The organism is Anaerotignum faecicola (assembly GCF_003865035.1).
Lineage (GTDB): Bacteria > Bacillota > Clostridia > Lachnospirales > Anaerotignaceae > Anaerotignum_A > Anaerotignum_A faecicola.
Genome location: NZ_BHVZ01000001.1, coordinates 297,366 through 316,703 on the forward strand (window position 1 = coordinate 297,366; position 19,338 = coordinate 316,703).

Annotated in this window: 13 protein-coding genes, 1 tRNA gene and 1 rRNA gene; 2 read left to right on the top strand and 13 right to left on the bottom strand. The window is 46.5% G+C overall.

Going from position 1 to position 19,338, the window contains the following annotated elements; translation table 11 throughout:
• Window positions 1-292 precede the first annotated feature (292 nt).
• The 7 genes from EJE48_RS01385 to EJE48_RS01415 form a co-directional block, all read right to left on the bottom strand.
• Window positions 293-1,827 (bottom strand): 16S ribosomal RNA (locus EJE48_RS01385).
• A gap of 295 nt (window positions 1,828-2,122) precedes the next feature.
• On the bottom strand, window positions 2,123-2,860 hold the full coding sequence (locus tag EJE48_RS01390) for an NAD-dependent protein deacylase (RefSeq protein ID WP_118582883.1): 738 nt from the start codon (window positions 2,858-2,860) through the stop codon (window positions 2,123-2,125).
• Between the two features lie 44 nt (window positions 2,861-2,904).
• Entirely contained in the window at window positions 2,905-4,212 is a 1,308-nt protein-coding gene (locus EJE48_RS01395; protein WP_118582880.1) for a hemolysin family protein, read from the bottom strand.
• Window positions 4,213-4,460: 248 nt separating this feature from the next.
• Window positions 4,461-5,048 carry a manganese efflux pump MntP gene (locus EJE48_RS01400; protein ID WP_118582877.1) on the bottom strand — a complete coding sequence of 196 codons (588 nt, stop codon included), beginning with the start codon at window positions 5,046-5,048 and terminating at the stop codon, window positions 4,461-4,463.
• Between the two features lie 81 nt (window positions 5,049-5,129).
• Window positions 5,130-6,122: an AIR synthase family protein gene (locus tag EJE48_RS01405; RefSeq protein ID WP_118582874.1), complete on the bottom strand. Its 993-nt coding sequence runs from the start codon at window positions 6,120-6,122 to the stop codon at window positions 5,130-5,132.
• 66 nt (window positions 6,123-6,188) lie between these two features.
• Window positions 6,189-7,721 carry a VanW family protein gene (locus EJE48_RS01410; RefSeq protein WP_124984223.1) on the bottom strand — a complete coding sequence of 511 codons (1,533 nt, stop codon included), beginning with the start codon at window positions 7,719-7,721 and terminating at the stop codon, window positions 6,189-6,191.
• A 325-nt stretch (window positions 7,722-8,046) separates the two neighbouring features.
• On the bottom strand, window positions 8,047-9,930 hold the full coding sequence (locus EJE48_RS01415) for an ATP-dependent helicase (RefSeq protein WP_118582868.1): 1,884 nt from the start codon (window positions 9,928-9,930) through the stop codon (window positions 8,047-8,049).
• A 248-nt stretch (window positions 9,931-10,178) separates the two neighbouring features.
• Between EJE48_RS01415 and EJE48_RS01420 the strand changes: the two genes are divergently transcribed.
• Both EJE48_RS01420 and EJE48_RS01425 read left to right on the top strand, forming a co-directional pair.
• Window positions 10,179-11,483 carry a glycosyltransferase family 4 protein gene (locus EJE48_RS01420; RefSeq protein ID WP_118582865.1) on the top strand — a complete coding sequence of 435 codons (1,305 nt, stop codon included), beginning with the start codon at window positions 10,179-10,181 and terminating at the stop codon, window positions 11,481-11,483.
• 267 nt (window positions 11,484-11,750) lie between these two features.
• Window positions 11,751-11,824: transfer RNA gene (locus tag EJE48_RS01425), tRNA-Arg, on the top strand.
• 154 nt (window positions 11,825-11,978) lie between these two features.
• On the opposite strand, the gene EJE48_RS01430 is transcribed toward EJE48_RS01425, so the two are convergent.
• The 6 genes from EJE48_RS01430 to EJE48_RS01455 form a co-directional block, all read right to left on the bottom strand.
• Entirely contained in the window at window positions 11,979-13,373 is a 1,395-nt protein-coding gene (locus tag EJE48_RS01430; protein ID WP_124984224.1) for an alanine/glycine:cation symporter family protein, read from the bottom strand.
• A gap of 726 nt (window positions 13,374-14,099) precedes the next feature.
• The gene (locus EJE48_RS01435; RefSeq protein WP_124984225.1) at window positions 14,100-15,494 is read right to left on the bottom strand and encodes an alanine/glycine:cation symporter family protein; all 1,395 of its coding nucleotides are present in this window, start codon (window positions 15,492-15,494) and stop codon (window positions 14,100-14,102) included.
• 562 nt (window positions 15,495-16,056) lie between these two features.
• Window positions 16,057-16,458, bottom strand: coding sequence for a NifB/NifX family molybdenum-iron cluster-binding protein (locus EJE48_RS01440; protein WP_118582859.1), 402 nt, complete (start codon window positions 16,456-16,458; stop codon window positions 16,057-16,059).
• 21 nt (window positions 16,459-16,479) lie between these two features.
• Entirely contained in the window at window positions 16,480-17,307 is an 828-nt protein-coding gene (locus EJE48_RS01445; RefSeq protein WP_124984226.1) for an Mrp/NBP35 family ATP-binding protein, read from the bottom strand.
• Window positions 17,300-17,692 carry a DUF134 domain-containing protein gene (locus tag EJE48_RS01450; protein WP_016407758.1) on the bottom strand — a complete coding sequence of 131 codons (393 nt, stop codon included), beginning with the start codon at window positions 17,690-17,692 and terminating at the stop codon, window positions 17,300-17,302. Before EJE48_RS01450 ends, EJE48_RS01445 begins: the two co-directional genes overlap by 8 nt.
• Before the next feature lie 132 nt (window positions 17,693-17,824).
• Window positions 17,825-19,186, bottom strand: coding sequence for an APC family permease (locus EJE48_RS01455; protein ID WP_016407759.1), 1,362 nt, complete (start codon window positions 19,184-19,186; stop codon window positions 17,825-17,827).
• Window positions 19,187-19,338: the final 152 nt, after the last annotated feature.

A 19,338-nucleotide genomic window follows, 5' to 3' on the forward strand; every position in this document is an offset into this window, starting at 1 on the left:
GAAAAACTTACCTTAATTTAATGGAATCATTTTTCGATTATGAGCTTCTAACTTATATAGAAATAGCGAAAGCCTGTAAGCTCTCAAAATAGAATAGCGTGGTTGACACAACCTTGCGTTGAAAAATGTTTACGAAAACCATTCGTGAGGTACTCTCACGAAAAACCATTCGTACAACTTCGTTGTATTCATGTGTTTGCTCCGCAAACCCGTCTTAAAATTCCCCGTTACATCCTGCAAGCAGTCTGCACCGCTAAATTTCAATCCGGTTTTTCTCCGCTTTTCTCCATAGAAAGGAGGTGATCCAGCCGCACCTTCCGATACGGCTACCTTGTTACGACTTCACCCCAGTCACTGGCTTCACCTTCGGCGGCTCCTTCCTTACGGTTAGGTCACCGACTTCGGGTGCTTCCAACTCCCATGGTGTGACGGGCGGTGTGTACAAGGCCCGGGAACGTATTCACCGCGACATTCTGATTCGCGATTACTAGCGATTCCAGCTTCATGTAGTCGAGTTGCAGACTACAATCCGAACTGGGACTGGGTTTTTGTGATTTGCTTAACGTCGCCGTCTCGCTTCACTCTGTTACCAGCCATTGTAGCACGTGTGTAGCCCAAGACATAAGGGGCATGATGATTTGACGTCATCCCCACCTTCCTCCGTGTTATCCACGGCAGTCTCCCTAGAGTGCCCAACTCAATGATGGCTACTAAGGATAAGGGTTGCGCTCGTTGCGGGACTTAACCCAACATCTCACGACACGAGCTGACGACAACCATGCACCACCTGTCACCGATGCTCCGAAGAGAAGCTCTATCTCTAGAGCGGTCATCGGGATGTCAAGCCTTGGTAAGGTTCTTCGCGTTGCTTCGAATTAAACCACATGCTCCACCGCTTGTGCGGGCCCCCGTCAATTCCTTTGAGTTTCAACCTTGCGGTCGTACTCCCCAGGTGGAGTGCTTATTGCGTTAGCTGCGGCACCGAGGATTCCTCCCCGACACCTAGCACTCATCGTTTACGGCGTGGACTACCAGGGTATCTAATCCTGTTTGCTCCCCACGCTTTCGAGCCTCAGCGTCAGTTTCAGTCCAGAAAGCCGCCTTCGCCACTGGTGTTCTTCCTAATATCTACGCATTTCACCGCTACACTAGGAATTCCGCTTTCCTCTCCTGTACTCTAGCTCGCCAGTTCCAAATGCAATCCGCGAGGTTAAGCCTCGGGCTTTCACATCTGGCTTGGCGTGCCGCCTACGCTCCCTTTACACCCAGTAATTCCGGATAACGCTTGCCCCCTACGTATTACCGCGGCTGCTGGCACGTAGTTAGCCGGGGCTTCTTATTCAGGTACCGTCACTTTCTTCGTCCCTGTTGATAGAAGTTTACGATCCGAAAACCTTCTTCCTTCACGCGGCGTTGCTGCATCAGGGTTTCCCCCATTGTGCAATATTCCCCACTGCTGCCTCCCGTAGGAGTTTGGGCCGTGTCTCAGTCCCAATGTGGCCGATCACCCTCTCAGGTCGGCTACTGATCGTCGCCTTGGTGGGCTGTTATCTCACCAACTAGCTAATCAGATGCGGGCCCATCCTATACCGAATTACTCCTTTTCTTACAGAAGGATGCCCTTCCGTAATGACATGCGGTATTAGTCACCGTTTCCAGTGATTATTCCCCAGTATAGGGCAGGTTGCCCACACGTTACTCACCCGTCCGCCACTAAGATAAATAAAAATCCTGCCGAAGCTCTCATTTTAAGTATCTTCGTTCGACTTGCATGTGTTAAGCACGCCGCCAGCGTTCATCCTGAGCCAGGATCAAACTCTTATGTTAAAGTTTTGTTCCTAGCCAGTTCTTCTGGCTAACTCCGGTTTTTCTAAACCGGCAAAATTTAGTTCATTATCTCATCAGCTTCCGCTGACAGAATTGACTATGGGTTGTGTGTTTTCTCTTACGCTATTCTATTTTCAAAGTTCACAGCACTTCCGCAGTGCAAGGATTATTTTAGCAAAGGTACCCCATCTTGTCAAGCATAATTTTCAACTTTTTTCAAACTTTTTTCAAAAAATCCAAAAAAAGCGAAAGAACCCCGAAAAATCAAGGTTCTCCCGCTTCACGCTTTCTGCTTTTATTTATCCAAAACAATCTTTTTAAATACCTCACCGATGTTTTCCGCAATCACCAGCGCCGCCTTATTGTCATAGGGCGTTGCGGATTTATTGATGAGTACCAGCTTATTTCCTCTGTAATAATTCAACAAGCCTGCCGCAGGGTAGACATTCAGACTTGTGCCGCCGACAATCAGCACATCTGCCTTACTGATGTAATCCACAGATTTATAAATTGTTTCCTGATCCAGCCCTTCTTCATACAGCACCACATCCGGGCGCACGATACCGCCGCAGGCATCACAGCGCGTAATGCCGTCATTTGCCGTTACATAATCCAGCTCGAACTGCTTGCCGCATTTCACGCAGTAATTTCGATACAGCGTCCCATGCAGCTCCAGTACATTCTTACTGCCTGCTTTCTGGTGCAGATCATCAATATTCTGCGTGATAACCGCCTTCAGCTTCCCCATTTCTTCCAGTCTCGCTAACGCCTTATGGCAGTCGTTAGGCTTTGCATCAGGGTACAGCAGTGTTTTCTTATAATATTTGAAGAAAACCTCTGGATTCTGTTCGAAAAATGTGTGGCTCAGAATCACCTCAGGGCGCACACCATATTCATTGATGGCATGAAAAATGCCGTTTTCACTGCGGAAATCAGGAATCCCACTTTCTGTCGAAACGCCGGCACCGCCGAAGAAAACAATATTGTCACTCTCATCTATCCATTTTTTCAACTGCTTCTGTTTTTCATCCATAGAAATTCCTCCATTCTGTTAGCAAAAAAATATCCTCTCTCCTATTATACCGCGTCTGCCGCTTCCTGCAATTCTGTTTTTTCATATCGCACCACGGTATCCAAAATTCTATGTCCTTCCACGCGTTCCACCTGAATCTGCATGCCATCCGTTTCCAATGCAAACGTTGTCCCATCCTCCGGAATATGCCCCAACACACCGAAGATATATCCGCCAAGGGTGTCGTATTCCTTCACCGGCAAAGAAATCCCAAGTGTCTCAGCCACATCATCCAGAGAAGTGCTGCCTTTCATTCTATATGTGTGTATTCCAAGCTGTTCAATTTCCTTTTCATCCGTATAAATATCCCCTACCAGCAGCTTCAGCAAATCATGCAGGGTAATCACACCGCTCACCCCGCCATATTCATCCAGTACCACAGCAAACAGCTTTTCCTCCTGCTTCATATTCCGAAACAGAACATCCGCTTTCATAATCTCAGGTACAAAATAAGGCTTCTCTACCGCCTGCGCCATCACAGCTTCTCTATTCTTCTCCATCAGGCGAAAATATACCTTTGTATTCAGCACACCAATAATATTATCTGTATTCTCTCTGTAAATGGGATAATATGTATAGCCGCTTCGCAGAATTGTTTCCTGCCATTCCGCATCCGATTCCTCCAAGCCCAGCACAGTCATATCTACACGATGTGTGCAGATCTCCTCTACAGAAATATCATCAAAGGCAAATACATTCCGAATCCACCGCGTTTCCTCCGCGTCAATCGTCCCTTTTTCCTCCCCTGCCTCCAGCATCATATAGATTTCCTCTTCGGAAACCTCCTCCTTCTCATCTGTCGGGTCAATTCCAAAGAGCTTCAGCACACCGTTGGTAGAAATCGTAAGAAGGGCCACCAGCGGTGCAAACAGGCGGGAAACACCTGTCAGCATGCCACTCATGCCCAATGCCAGTCCTTCTGCCTTTTTCATCGCAACTCGTTTTGGCACCAGCTCCCCAAAAACCAGATTGAAATATGCCAATACCAGTGTAATCAGAAAAACAGAAAGTGATTTTAAAATGCGCTCCGAAGCATCGATACCCGTTTTCTGTATTACCTGCACCAGCGTACCGGCAAAATTTTCTGCCGCAAACGCAGAGCCAAGCAGCCCTGCTAATGTAATTGCCACCTGTATTGTTGATAAAAATTTTGTCGGCTGTGCAGTCAGTGCCGCTAACCGCTTTGCCCGCGCATCCCCGTCTCTCGCCATTCGTTCCAATTTGGTATCATTCATAGAAATAACCGCAATCTCCGCACTTGCAAAAACAGCGTTCAAACCAATCAGAATCACTTGTAGTAAAATAGCTTCCATAATATTCCATTCTCCTTTGCTTCTATCTGTCTACGTCCGAAAAAATCAAAAAAGGCATACTCTGCCTTCCAAAAAGCAAAGTACACCCTTTCTCTATTTCTCAACGACATATTCTGTTGCAGCAAAGCAAGTTCGATCCTCATCCGCATCCATGCCGATTCTCACACTCCTCAAATAATATATATGGCAGTATGCCATAGAAAAGCCTTCAAGTCAATCATTTATATCCTAAAAAATCCGTTAAGAAATCACAGAAATACACCTGTCACAAAAATTTCCAGACCAATGAAAATCAGAATCACACCGCCAAGGATATTCGCCTTTCCTGCCAGCTTCACGCCAACCTTCTTTCCGATATGCAGGCCGCAGAGGCAAATCACAAAAGTCACCATTGCAATAATCAGCGCTTCCAAAAGAGCGAGAAAAAAATCATATTCCGCAATCGTAAAACCAACCGAAAGCGCATCAATCGAGGTCGCAACACCCTGTATGAATAACGCCATAAAGCCCACGCCGCAGCGCTCCTCCTCTGCCCCGCCGCCCGCAAGGCCTTCCTTCAGCATACTGCCGCCGATATACAGCAAAAGCACCAGCGCAATCCACGGAATCAGCTTTTCAAAGGCTTGGAAATGGCTTACAATCGTATGAATACAGACCCAGCCCGTCATGGGCATCAGTGCCTGAAAAAAGGCAAACACGCCTGCAATGCCGCACATCCGCCGCGTTCCCATCTGCGGCTCATTCAGCCCATTGGCAAGGGATACGGAAAAGGCATCCATCGCAAGCCCTACCCCTAGCAACACACTGTTAAACAAAAACATAAAGCCAATGGACAAAACAAACTCCTCCCATCCGGTCTCTCTTAAATTGTTCCTCTTAAATTTTCTTCTCGCTAAATACTCGCAAGGCAGTGCTTCTCAAAGCTTCGCCTCATACAAAGCGTCACTCTTGGGCTGTGCCAAAGGCAGCCGCATATCATTGACCAGCATATATCTGCCGCTCTCCGTCAATTTTCCGATAACCGCCGCCGCAATGCCTTCCTCCTGTAATCTCTCTGCTAATTTCTCTCCGTTTTCTGCCGCAATAATCATAGTTCCGCTGGAAATCAAACCCAGATAATCAATGCCCATTGCCTTGCAGATTTTCTTTGTTTCCTCTTTGACAGGAATTTTCTCCACAAAAACATCCACACCTAAGCCGGAGCATTCCGCAACCTCCCAGACGGCACCCAGAACGCCCCCCTCCGTAGCATCGTGCATGGCGGTTGCGCCATAAGCAAAGGCAATTTCAGATTCCTTCCCGACAGAAAGATACGCCTTCATTGCCTGCGCATTTTGCAGCTCTTCCTCTGTCAGATACTGCCGCAAGCCTTCCTCCCATTCCTTCGCAAGAATGGCAGTGCCTTCCGTACCTGCCCATTTCGTCATGATGACATCCTGCCCTGCCTTTGCACCGCCGGTGGAAAGAATTTTTCTGTTTCTCGTTTTTCCAATAACCGCTGCGGAAATAACAGGCTTTACAACTGCATCCGTCACCTCGGTATGACCGCCCAGAATCTCGATATTGTGTTCCTCCGCCGCACGAATCGCGCCGGACATCATTTCCTCCAGCAGGGCTTCCTCACTTTCCGGCGGCAAAAGCACCGTCAGAAGAACGCCCATCGGCTCCGCACCGGAGGAATAAATATCGTTGCAGTTAATCTGCACCGCCAGATAGCCGACATCCTTCGCAGCTCCCGTAATGGGGTCTGTGGACAGAATGCAATATTCTCCGCCCAAATCAACAGCAGAGCAGTCTTCTCCCGTTTTCGGGCGCAGAATGACATCCTCACGCTTCACCCTGCTTGCCTGCATAGGCTCCATCACAATTTTCTCCAGAATCTCCGGAGGAAGTTTTCCGATTGCAAACATCGTTTTCATCCTTTCCTTCGCAAAAAGCCTCTGTCCAATGACAGAGGCTTTTATTGCCTTATTCACTTACTGATCGCTCGACCCTGTGTTTTCTGTTGTTGTGGGTGTGGTTGGTTCTGTCGTTTCCTCCTTCTTCTTCGTGCCGACAGTTACCTCATCCGCCGCCGCACGATAGGAAGAGCTGCTGAACCATTCATTGCTGACCATTTTCCCATTCTCATACACCTTTTTGCGTACGCTCACCTTGCAGCCCGTTCTGCCGCGAGAGGTTACAACTCGTTCGCCTTCAGGCAGATTGGGGTCCTTCTTCACGATTTCCGCAGGCTTGTTAATTGTACCCTCGTAAACCGTTTCAAACTCCAATCTTCTGCCTGCATCATGCACCTCATGCCCGTAAATATTCATGACAAGCTTGCCGCCGCTTGCGTAAGCCTCAATCATAATAGGATATTCGGTGTTATTCTTGAATTTCAAATCCTTATAGGTGCCTGCTACAGCCGCATCTCTGCCCAGCGGCACATAGCCAACCGTCATGGAATGAGGGGAACGCTCTACCACCTCAAGCTCAGCCAGAATGACTGCATTATATAAGGTAGATGTTACCTGACAAACGCCGCCTGCCATGCCCTTTTCCACCTTGCCGTTTACATAAACGCCGGCTTCCTTATAGCCGCCTGCCGCCGTCTGGCTGCCCAGATGCGCATTTGCGGAAAATACCTCTCCGGGTGCAATCACAGTACCATTGATGTAATTGCAGCCTACCGCAAGGTTGTTGTTTCTGTTTCTGTCGCTGTTTGTATAAGTTGTGTAATAGGACCCAATCAGATCCGTTACATGGGAGTTATCCTCTGCCGTAATCTTGGGCTTTGTTACCTTTGCCGCAATTTCCGCTGTGCCGCTTTTGCGTGTTTCCATCACCTTTGCCACATGCTTTGCGGTTTTATCCTTTTCCATTTCAAGCCCTGTCTGCTCAGGGGAAACCACAAATCTGCCATTCTGCCTTACAACGGTACTGTCAATGGCATCCTGATTAAATTCCTCCGCAACCTCGTCCAGCTTTGCGCGCAGCATTTCCGCATCATAGCCATAGGTCAGCTCAATATTCACGCCATCCTTCAGCAATTTCGCGCCGACCTGAAAGCGATCCGCTTCCGTGCCGGTACGCCCTGTTTCGTATGCCTCCTTTACGGCATCCTCCACATGGTACCCTGCGCCGATGTCCTCAAAGGGAATGTCCCATTTCTGCAGTGCGTCTTCTTCGCCATACTGCAATGTCAGAATTTGCCCGACAACCTCGGATTTATACCTTTCCTGCAGCTGTGCGACAGCCTCCTCCTGACTCAATCCGGATACATCCTCACCATTGATCGTAATGCCCTGATAAATGCCTTCCTGTGCCAGCAGATTCAAAACCTTTCTTTTATGTACCTCATGATACCCGAACGCAGTCACTGCCACAAGCAGAACCAAAACACCGATTATCACCAAAGGCTTTTTATTTTTATTGTTATTGTCTGTTTTTTTGCTCTTCTGATGGTGATGATGCTGGTGCGATTGCTGCTGATATCGCTGCTGTCGTGGTCTATTGCTTTCCTCCAACTCTCCTCGCCCCCTAAAATATATTTCATGCAAAATTGCCTGTTTGATACAAGCTTTGTCATACCCTGACTATTTTTATCAATAGTCCCCCTTATCATAACGAAGTCTACTGTAAATTACAAGAGCAATTCCTTGAAAAAATCCTTACATTTTTGTTACGATTTTATGCCGTTTCTGCAAATCGTACATTCTCTTCTCGGTTTCGCCGCTCAATAGATGCCATAGCCCAGAAACGGCGCAGCTAAACTCAGCACCATTACTACCGCCAAAAGCAGTGCAATTCCTGCGGCAATTTTCTTTTTCATCCGATATTTATCCTTCGGTTTCATCGTTTATTTCCTTCTTTCTCCTTATTTTTGCGGAACGCCATCTCTGCATCCAGTCCCATTTCCGCCAGAAAACGAGAGGGCTTCCGTTCCTTTTCATATCTTTGCAGAATTGCAGAAAGACAGAGCTTTTCGGATGCCCTTGTCATGGCAACATAAAACAGCCGCCTCTCCTCCGCAACCGTATCCATGCCCTTTTCATGCGGCACAATCCCCTCCACCAGAGAAGGCAGGAAGACCGCACGAAATTCCAAGCCCTTTGCACCATGCATCGTCATGAGTGCAACGCCGTTTCGTTTCTGCCCCTTTTTGCGGCTCTGCTCCTTCATTTGCAGACTCAGCCGTTCCAGCTGCTCCCGAAAGCTGCGCACATCCGCACAGTCCTTTGCCGTTTCCATAATCTCGTCCGCTATCTCCTGCAAAACCTGAGCACTTGTTCTTCTATATGCAGCAAATTCCTCTAAATATTCATCATATCCGATGACTTTACGAATATATTTTAACGCATCATAGGGGGTGCGCTTCCGAATCTGGTTTAAATCAATTCGCAGATTTTCCAGATTCTCCTCCTGCCACCCCTTCAAGGACGGACAGACAAAAAAGCTGCGCAATAACGTATACGGCATCGTTTCCGCCTCCGCGAGCAAATCCTTCCCGATATAGCGTTTGGGTTTATTCAGAATCCGCCGCAGTGCGCTGTCCGATTCCTCATTCTCTGCAAGCAGAAGATAGGCAAGCAAATCCTTCGCCACCCAATGCTCATACACATTGCCGCTGTTATCGCGCAAGTCGTATGGAATCCCTCTTTTATATAATTCTCTGGCGAATGCACCACCCTGTAGATTTGTACGGTAAATGACAGCAATTTCCGTCAACGGCACGCCTTCATCCAGAAGTCTGCCGATTTTCTCCGCAATATGCGCTGCTTCCTTCGCCGCATCCTCCGCCAGAAAAAACGTCACCTTATCACCGGCTTCCCCGATGCCCTTCATATTTTTCACAAAGCGCACCTCATTATTGCCGATGACACGCTCCGCCAAATTGACAATTCGCTCCGTAGAGCGATAGTTTGTATTTAATGTTACTTTTTTTGCCGCAGGATAAAGCGTCGGAAAATGCAGAAGAAAATCAGGTCTTGCGCCGCGGAAGGCATAAATACTCTGGTCATCATCCCCCACCACAAAAAGATTCTGATGCTTCTCTGCCAGAATCTGCAAGCAGGCAAACTGCGCCTGATTGACATCCTGAAACTCATCCACCAGAATAAATTTATATTTTCTCTGCCAATACTCCCGTACTGCCGCATCCTCACGCAAAAGCTGATAGCACTGCGTCAGCATATCGTCAAAATCCAATTTTTCATGCCGTTCCTTATACCCTTCATACGCACGATACAGCTTGCGAAATTCCTCCACAGGCATTCCCGTGGGCGTGAAGCGGTTCGGCTGCTCCAATTCACTGTTCATCAGAGAAAGCTGTGAAAAGAATTGCGAAATATATTCTTCTAAATCGGGAATATCCCATTTTTCTGCTTCAATACTATTTCTGAGGATGCTTCTTCTTTCCTCCTCCTGAAAAATCTGCTCCACATTCCAGCCGTATCTGCTCCGCAGAATCCGAAAAAAGATGCTGTGAAATGTTCCGAAGGAAACGCCGGAAGCTCCGTTTAAATTCTCAAATCGGCTTTTCATTTCTTCCGCCGCCACTTTGGAAAAGGTCAGCGCAAGGATTTCCTGCGGCTTCGCCAATCCTCTTTCCAATAATCTGGAAATGCGACAAAGCAATACTGTTGTTTTTCCGCTGCCCGGCCCTGCCAGAACCAGCATCGGCCCTGTTTCGTGGCAGACTGCCTTCTGCTGTGCCGTATTCAGTTTTTTGCCCACAGTATCGCCTCCTTTTTCGCTTCTTTCTAAACATTAAGTATACCACATCTTTCTGCCAAATGCCAAAAAAACACAGATTCTGTCCTATCTTAATAAAACCTTATAAAAACCCTAACGCGTTTTTCATTGCGCAAATTTCTATTCTGTATTAAAATAATACATGTTTCAGGCTAAATGCCCGAAACCGAAAATTTGAAGTAAAAATCCAGAGAAATGTTTTCCAGACATAGAAAACACGGAGGTTTCTAATGAATATTGGCATTTTTTCCGACACATATTTTCCACAGCTGAACGGTGTGGCAACATCCATCCGCACGCTCACCCATGCACTACGCGAAAAGGGACACACGGTGTATATTTTCACCCCTTCCGACCCTCGCTGTGAAGGGCAGCCCGAGGATGAGGATATCTTTCGTCTGCCCAGTATCCCCGTTTATTTCGTACGGGATTATCGTGCAGGCTATATTTTCCCACCGCATATTCTGAAAAAAATCAAAAAACTGAATCTGGACATCGTGCATACACAGACAGAATTCCCCTTGGGCTTTCTGGGAAAGCTGGTTTCCACAACGGAGGGCATCCCCATGGTACATACCTATCACACCATGTATGAGGATTATGTGCATTATATCGGCGGCGGACATATCATTTCCAAAAACATGGCACGCGAATTCAGCTGCGCCTTCTGCAATACGGCAATGGCAGTCATCGCGCCTACGCATAAAACAGAGCAGCTGCTTTCCGGCTACGGCGTAACAAAGCCGATTTCCATCATCCCCACCGGCATCAATACCGCGCATTTTCGCAAGGAAAACTTCGATGCGGCGGAAATTCTTGCCCTGCGGGAATCCCTTGGCTTAAAAGCAGATACCCCCGTTATCATTTCCATCGGGCGCATTGCGAAGGAAAAAAGCATTGATGTTGTCATTTCCGCCTTGCCAAAGCTGATTGAAAAGCTGCCGGAAGTGCAGATGGTAATTGTCGGCGAAGGCAATGAAATTGAAAATCTGCGAAATTTTGCAGAATCCCTCGGCGTTGGCGCTCATGTGATGTTTACAGGCGGCAAGCCTTGGGATGAAATCGGAAAATATTATCAGCTCGGCAATGTTTTCTGCAGTGCATCTGTTTCCGAAACACAGGGGCTTACCTTTGCTGAGGCAATGGCAGGCGGCATCCCCGTTGTGGCAAAAAAGGATGAATGTATCGAAAATATCATCACTGACGGTGAAACAGGCATGCTCTTTGAGAAAAATGAAAACCTGCCGGAGCTGCTTTATCGCGTGCTGACTGACAAATCCCTTTCCGAAAAGCTTTCCACAGCCTCTATACAGGCGATGGATGTTCTTTCCGTGCAGAACTTTGCAGACAGCGTGGAGCAGCTGTACCAAAATATTCTGGAGCAGGAGGAACGTCCCAAGCCCATCGCCGCCCCTGTTATTCCGTTTGTGATTGGCGCAAAGGCCGCCAAGGGCATTACAGGGCTGCCTGGGAAGATTTCCCGTACCTATTTAAAGAAAGCAGCGAATTTTCTTTCTTCTGCCAAGGGCGAATAAAACGCCCAGATAAGAAACCCTGAATTCTGAAATGCTGAAAGCTACGGCTACTGCGTTAGTTCCCCTTGACAGCCTAAGTCAAAGGATGCCTGTGGGGAACTTCCTTGCATCCGCAGTCTTTCAACTATTTCATTTTCTTCATGTTTTCTTATTGGGACACACCTTAAGGGCTCTGTGTTTTTTTATAAATCCTTTCCAATCTTTTTCAAAAAATGCTTGACAAACTCTTTCCCATATTGTATGATAGTTCATGTGCCAAATGAATATGTGAGTGTAGCTCAGCTGGATAGAGCGTCTGACTACGGATCAGAAGGTCGCGTGTTCGAATCATGTCACTCACGGAAAAAAACGTATATCACTTTGATATACGTTTTTTATTTGCTTCATTTCGAGCAAAAACAAAATACTACCTATTTTATATTTTTACGCAAAAAAGAGAGGAGCGGTATTTCTACCGCCCCTTTCTTTTTATCGTGGGTAAATGTAAGGAATCAATTATTTGTCAATCTGAGGAGCAACGTCATCCATCCACTTCATCAGACCACCATTTTCTGCATTCTTATCCCATACATATTTCTTTGTTTCGGAAGCGATAACACCGCTCAGACCAATCAAAGCTACGCAGTTGGGGAATGCCATACAAGCGTTCAGTACGTCAGCAATGTTCCAAACTACATCCAGTGCAGCTACACAGCCTACCAGTACAACAAATGTCCAAACAACACGGAAAGGCATGATGGACTTAACACCTACCAGATATACCCAACATCTTTCACCATAGTAGGACCAACCCAGAATTGTGGACCATGCGAATGTCAGCAGACCGAATGTCAGAACTGCGGGACCGATTATGGGAATCGCATTGAAGGCACCTGCTGTCATCTGCGCACCTACCAGACCTTCCATACCTACGGGGTCTTTAATGATGGAGGATACCAGAACCAGACCTGTCAGCAAGCAAACTACGATTGTATCCCAGAATACACCGGACATGGAAATCAGAGCCTGTCTGGAAGGGTTTCTTGTAGCTGCACATGCGTCAACGATAGGAGCAGAACCCAGACCAGATTCATTTGTGAACAGACCACGAGATACGCCGGCACGGATACATGCTACTACTGTTGCACCAACAAAGCCGCCGCCTGCTGCTGCAGGGTTGAATGCGCCTTGTACGATTGCTGCGAAAGCTGCGGGAATATGTGCACCATTTACGATACAGATTACGATACAACCTACAATGTACAGACCAGCCATTATGGGAATCAGCTTCTCACATACCTTGGAGATAGACTTAACGCCGCCCAGAATAACCAGACCTGTGATAACCATCAGAACGATACCTGTTGCGATTTTAGGAATGCCGAATGTACCGTTCATGGATTCTGCGATGGAGTTTGCCTGCGTCATGTTACCGATACCGAAGCAAGCGATACCTGTAAAGATTGCGAACAGGACACCCAGCCATTTATGACCCAGACCTCTTTCCAGAGCGTACATGGGACCACCGATGAAAGAGCCATCGGCTGCTTTTACACGGTATTTAACTGCCAGAGTTGCTTCACCGAATTTTGTTGCCATACCCAACAGACCTGTGAACCACATCCAGAATACAGCACCGGGGCCACCAATACCGATTGCAGTTGCAACACCTACGATATTACCGGTACCGATAGTAGCTGCAAGAGCTGTTGCCAGAGCTGCGAAGCCGCCGATATCACCGGATGCCTCTGCATCGGGTGTTACGGAAAGTTTGATACCTGTAAAGGTCTTTCTCTGAATGACTTTTGTTCTGATTGTTAACAGCACATGTGTACCAATCAGCAGACACAGCATAATAGGTCCCCACAAGAAATCCTTGATGGACAGCACCACATTGTTAAAAGCTTCCATATAATTCCCTCCCTAAATAATGAATTATAATATTAGAATAATCACGCGGCCTGAATTTTTATTCAGTTTCTTCATAAAAGCTTTTTCAAAGTTTTTTCCTATCCCCACGAATACAAAAAACAGAAAAATCCTTGCTCAAACGGCTCTGAAAAAACTGTATTCAAACTTCAAAACCTGATATTATTTTACCGCATCCCACGCAAAAAACAAGCACTTTTTTCCAGTGAAGCGTGGGGCACATTTTGTCTTTGTGTGCATTTTGCATATCAAAACCACAAAATAGCACGATTTTATATAACAATTTTACAACACCCAAAAACACGCAGCAGACAAATGTCCTTCCCATAAAACAATGCAGTTTGACGCAAACAGTCCCTTCGGATATTGATTCCACCTGTTAAATTGCACAAAAAAACTGCATCTTCCATCGACTTTTGACATTTTTTCTTTTTTTCTAAATTTGTAATTTTTTTCCAATTACCAATTTGTGCAAAATAAACAACAAATCCCCTTCCATATTTCCATCAGAAATGGTATTTTCTTCCAGTTTGCGCGTTATAATATTCATGTGAATAAACTATTTTTTACCGCATACATCTGTCCGCAAGCAAAAGAACACCCCCTGCGCTTTCGCACAGAGGGTGTGAATTTTATACGTGGGTCATGCTCAATATGAAATTGGATTCTTTTCTGAATTTCCTGATGGATTTTTTTCTAAAAGGAAGATTATTTGTCCAGCTGAGGAGCAACGTCATCCATCCATTTCATCAGACCGCCCATTTCTGCATTCTTATCCCATACATATTTCTTTGTTTCGGAAGCGATAACACCGCTCAGACCAATCAAAGCTACGCAGTTAGGGAATGCCATACAAGCGTTCAGTACGTCAGCAATGTTCCAAACTACATCCAGTGCAGCGACACAGCCTACCAGTACAACAAATGTCCAAACAACACGGAAAGGCATGATGGACTTAACGCCGCACAGGTATACCCAACATCTTTCACCATAGTAGGACCAGCCCAGAATTGTGGACCATGCGAATGTCAGCAGACCGAATGTCAGAACTGCGGGGCCAACAACGGGGATCGCGTTGAACGCACCTGCTGTCATGTTCGCACCTACCAGACCCTCCATACCTACGGGGTCTTTAATGATAGAGGATACCAGAACCAGACCTGTCAGCAAGCAAACTACGATTGTATCCCAGAATACACCGGACATGGAAATCAGAGCCTGTCTTGCAGGGTTTCTTGTTGCCGCACATGCGTCAACGATAGGAGCAGAGCCAAGACCGGATTCGTTTGTGAACAGACCACGGGATACGCCGGCACGGATACAAGCTACTACTGTTGCACCAACAAAGCCGCCGCCTGCTGCTGCAGGGTTGAATGCGCCTTTTACGATTGCTGCGAAAGCTGCGGGAATATGCGCACCATTTATGATACAGATTACGATACAACCTACGATGTACAGACCAGCCATCAGAGGAATCAGCTTTTCACATACCTTGGAGATGGACTTAACGCCGCCCAGAATAACCAGACCTGTGATAATCATCAGAACAATACCTGTTGCAATCTTAGGTACGCCGAATGTACCACTCATGGATTCCGCGATGGAGTTTGCCTGTGTCATGTTACCGATACCGAAGCAAGCGATACCTGTAAAGATTGCGAACAGGACACCCAGCCATTTATGACCCAGACCTCTTTCCAGAGCGTACATGGGGCCGCCGATGAAAGAGCCGTCTTTTGCTTTCACACGGTATTTAACTGCCAGTGTTGCTTCACCATATTTGGTTGCCATACCCAGCAGACCTGTGAACCACATCCAGAATACAGCACCGGGGCCACCAATGCCGATTGCAGTTGCAACACCTACGATATTACCGGTACCGATAGTAGCCGCAAGAGCTGTTGCCAGAGCTGCAAAGCCGCCGATATCACCGGATGCTTCCTTATCCGGTGTTACAGACAGTTTTACGCCTGTGAAGGTTTTTCTCTGAATCCCTTTTGTTCTGATTGTTAACAGCACATGTGTACCAATCAGCAGGCACAGCATAATAGGTCCCCACAAGAAATCCTTGATGGACAGCACTACGTTGTTAAAAGTTTCCATTTACAATTCCCTCCCAAAAAATGTAATTGATTATAAGTGCAATAAAATTGCTATCGAAATCTTAACAGTTTCTTTATTCTCTCTTAACGTATTCTTTATATCATGGCTAAAAAATTTTTCCGTCCCCATGAAAACGGATACTACGTTGCAATCGAATCTATGAAACCTGCATTTCGATTTCTGCTTTTTCAGTTTACGCGATTTTTCCTGTAAATTCAAGCATTTTTTTATATCGCAAAAATCAGAAAAAACTTCATTTTATTGATTTTACACAGAACCTTTGACAAATTATCCCCAAAAAATCATGGAAAACGCACTGCACTATTGCTCAGTGATAAATGTACTTTTTAACTACATCTTAACAACATCTTTACGCCTTTTTACGATATCCATCAGTAAATCTGCATAAAAAATCGTCATTTTTTTATATTTTTGCAGTATTTTCAACATTTTTAATTAGTTTACATAATGCAATAATCACATTTTGTCATTTTGTACAAAAAAAGAGACACTAAAATAGTGTCTCTCCGCCTGCAAAAATCCTATTTTCGGCTTAAAATATTCAGTGGCAGTGACCGCCGCAGTGATGGTCATGCTCGCTACAGTTTTCATGGTCGTGGTCATGGTGATGGGTACATTCTACTGCTGCATTGTATTCCAATGTACCGTCCACATACGCCTGCGCCTTCTCATCCGCATTGCCGCTCACACCGCCGCGCAGTTCGATGCCCTTCTGCGCCAGTGCAGCCTTTGCACCGCCGCCGATACCGCCGCAGATAAGCACAGTTACACCATTCAGCAGCAGAAAATCCGCCAGCATGCTGTGTCCGCTTCCCATTGTGGGAACAATCTCGCTGTCCACAATCTTTTTATCCTCTACGGTGTAGAATTTAAATTCCTTTGTATGCCCAAAATGCTGGAATACTTCGCCATTTTCGTAGGTCACTGCAATTTTCGTTTTCATTTTATTCTCTCCCTGTTTTTATTATCTCATTTTTTCCAGAAAATCTACCATAGGGTCCAGCCATTCGCCTTCGTATTCCTCTGCTGCACCTCTGTCGCATTTTGCTGCAATCGCAGGGTCAATGGGCAGCTTGCAGACAACGGGAATATTGTGCTTTGCCGCAATCGCTTCAATCTGGCTTTCCCCGAAAATATGATGGATACCGCCGCAATCGGGACATTTAAAGTAGGACATATTTTCCACGATACCCAGAATGGGCACATTCATCATTTCCGCCATTTTTACAGCCTTATCCACAATCATGCCAACCAGCTCCTGCGGAGAAGTTACAATAATAATGCCGTCAATCGCGATAGACTGGAAAACAGTCAGCGGAACATCCCCTGTGCCGGGTGGCATATCGATGAACATATAGTCCACATCCCCCCAGACAACATCCTTCCAGAACTGCTTTACGGTTTCCGCAATAACCGGCCCTCTCCAGACTACGGGATCTGTATCATTATCCAGCAGAAGATTAACAGACATCATCTCAATGCCCTTTTTGGATTCGCAGGGCAAAATCCCCATCTGTGTGCCATACGCCTTTTCTGTCACACCAAATGCCTTGGGGATGGAAGGGCCTGTGATATCCGCATCCAGAATAGCTGTTTTTTTGCCCCTTCTGTTTGTCAGAACCGCCATAGTAGAGGTTACCATAGATTTCCCAACGCCGCCTTTCCCGCTGACAACAGCAATCACCTTTTTGATTTTGCTGTGTTCATTGGGGGGTACCAAAAAATCCGCCGGTTTTCTGCTGCTGCAGTTGGAAGAACAGCTGCCGCAGTTGTGAGAACAATTTTCACTCATCAAATTCATCTCCTAAATTTCTCTTATTCTTTTCATCCTTCATTTCCTTCCGGCAAAGCTGTCCGCATTTTCGTCCGCAGCCAGCATTTTCCCGTTCGCAAATGTCAATATCTCCGCCTTCGATAAAAAGCATCTTCCCATTTACCAACGCATCCGCCAGCTTCCGCCGTGCATCGTTATAAATGCCCTGCACCGTGGTTCTGGCAATGCCCATCTGCGCGGCACATTCCTCCTGCGTATAGCCTGCCAAATCAATCAGACGGATCGTCTCGTATTCATCCACCGCCATGATGATGCGTTCCTCGCAAAGCTGGCTGCCCATAGGCGCAAAGCTGTTTGTTCGGGGCATCCCACAGACGCGTCTGCACTTTCTTGGTCTTGCCATAGAAACGCCTCCTTATTTTTGACATATACCGCTTTCTCCAGTATACACTTATTCTGACATATGTCAATATTATAATTAAAAAAGTCGTATGTATCTTTTTACATACGACCTTCTCTCTTTTTCTGATCCGCTTTATTCTTCCTCGTGTCCGTAATTTTTCAGCAAAAGCCCGATTCCCATAAGCACCGCAAACAAAATCAGATAGTAAAGCACTGCCTTTCTGAGAGATACAATCGCCGCCAGAACCATAAAGGCACTCGCAATTACCCCCAAAGCAGGCACCACTACGCGATAAAAGAAGCCAAGCTCCTGTTCTTTTTTCATCTGCATCACGAAAATGGGAATATACATCGCATAAATCGTTACAATGGGCAATTCAGAGCTATCGAAGCAGAAGGGACCGAACCAGGGCTTTGGTGCCAGATTTGCACCATAAAAATACGTCAGCCAGAGCATCGCCATCATCAAACCAATCAGTGCAGAGTTTGTCGGCATTTTCGTCACTGTATCCACTACCTTGAACACCTGCGGACGAGGCCCTTCATCCCTGACACCCATGGCATAAAACGCTCTGGTACACGCCATCATCAGCCCGTTCAACGTGCCCAGACAGGAAATGACAACAAAAATGAACAGCAGTGTACCGCCAAGCTGCATGAACACGGTTTCAAACGCAATCCGCGCACCCGTTTCGCCGCCTGCCATCATGACCTCATTTTTGACTGCGCCAGCCAGCCCGATATAATACAGAATATAAACCAGAACCACAAAGGCAGATCCGAAAATCAGCGCCAAGGGCAGGTTTTTCTTCGCATCCTTCAATTCCGCGTTGATGGAGGTTGCACAAATCCAGCCCTCATACGCAAAGCAGGTGCCTACCACTGCCGTAAAAAGAGGATTTTTACTCGTAAAGGTATGCACTGCCGTTGTTGTAAAATTCTCTACCAGAATCCCGTTTTTCAATCCGAAAATCGACCCGAAAATCGCCATCAGAAATAAAGGAATCAGCTTTGCCGCCGTTGTGGTCACCTGCAGTCTGCCTGCCAGCTTCGGCGCAAGCGCATTGATGACATAGCTGCCCACCAGAAACAGCCCTGATAACGTCATAACCTGCGGCCCGACGATTTCCCAGCCCATCAGAACGCCGAAATATCTTGCCGCTACCCACGCCACAACGGATGTCATGGCAGGGAAATAAATCACCGCCGCAAACCATGCAAAAAAATAGGCATATCTTCCCCCTACCAGAACCTCTGCATAATCCACAACGCCGCTGACCTTTTCATGCTTTGTTGCCATCAGCGCAAAATTATACGCGCACAGAATCATCACCAAACCGCCCAAAAGCCACGCCAAAATTCCTAAGGAAAGGTTGCCGCCAGTTGCCGTCAGCACCTTTTCCGCTTTAAAAAATACACCACTGCCGATAACAATCCCAACTACCATGGCAATCGCCGTCAGCAAGCCGTATCTTTTTTCCAAACCGTTATCCATATTGCTTTTTCCTCTCCTGTTTCTTTCACACCTACACGCATATCCGCACCAACGCAGTTATGCTTTGCATTATAAAAGTACCATTTTTTCCCAGAAAAAGCAACCGATTCTTAGGAAACTCATCCTTCTTTTTTTACAGGAACACAAAAAAA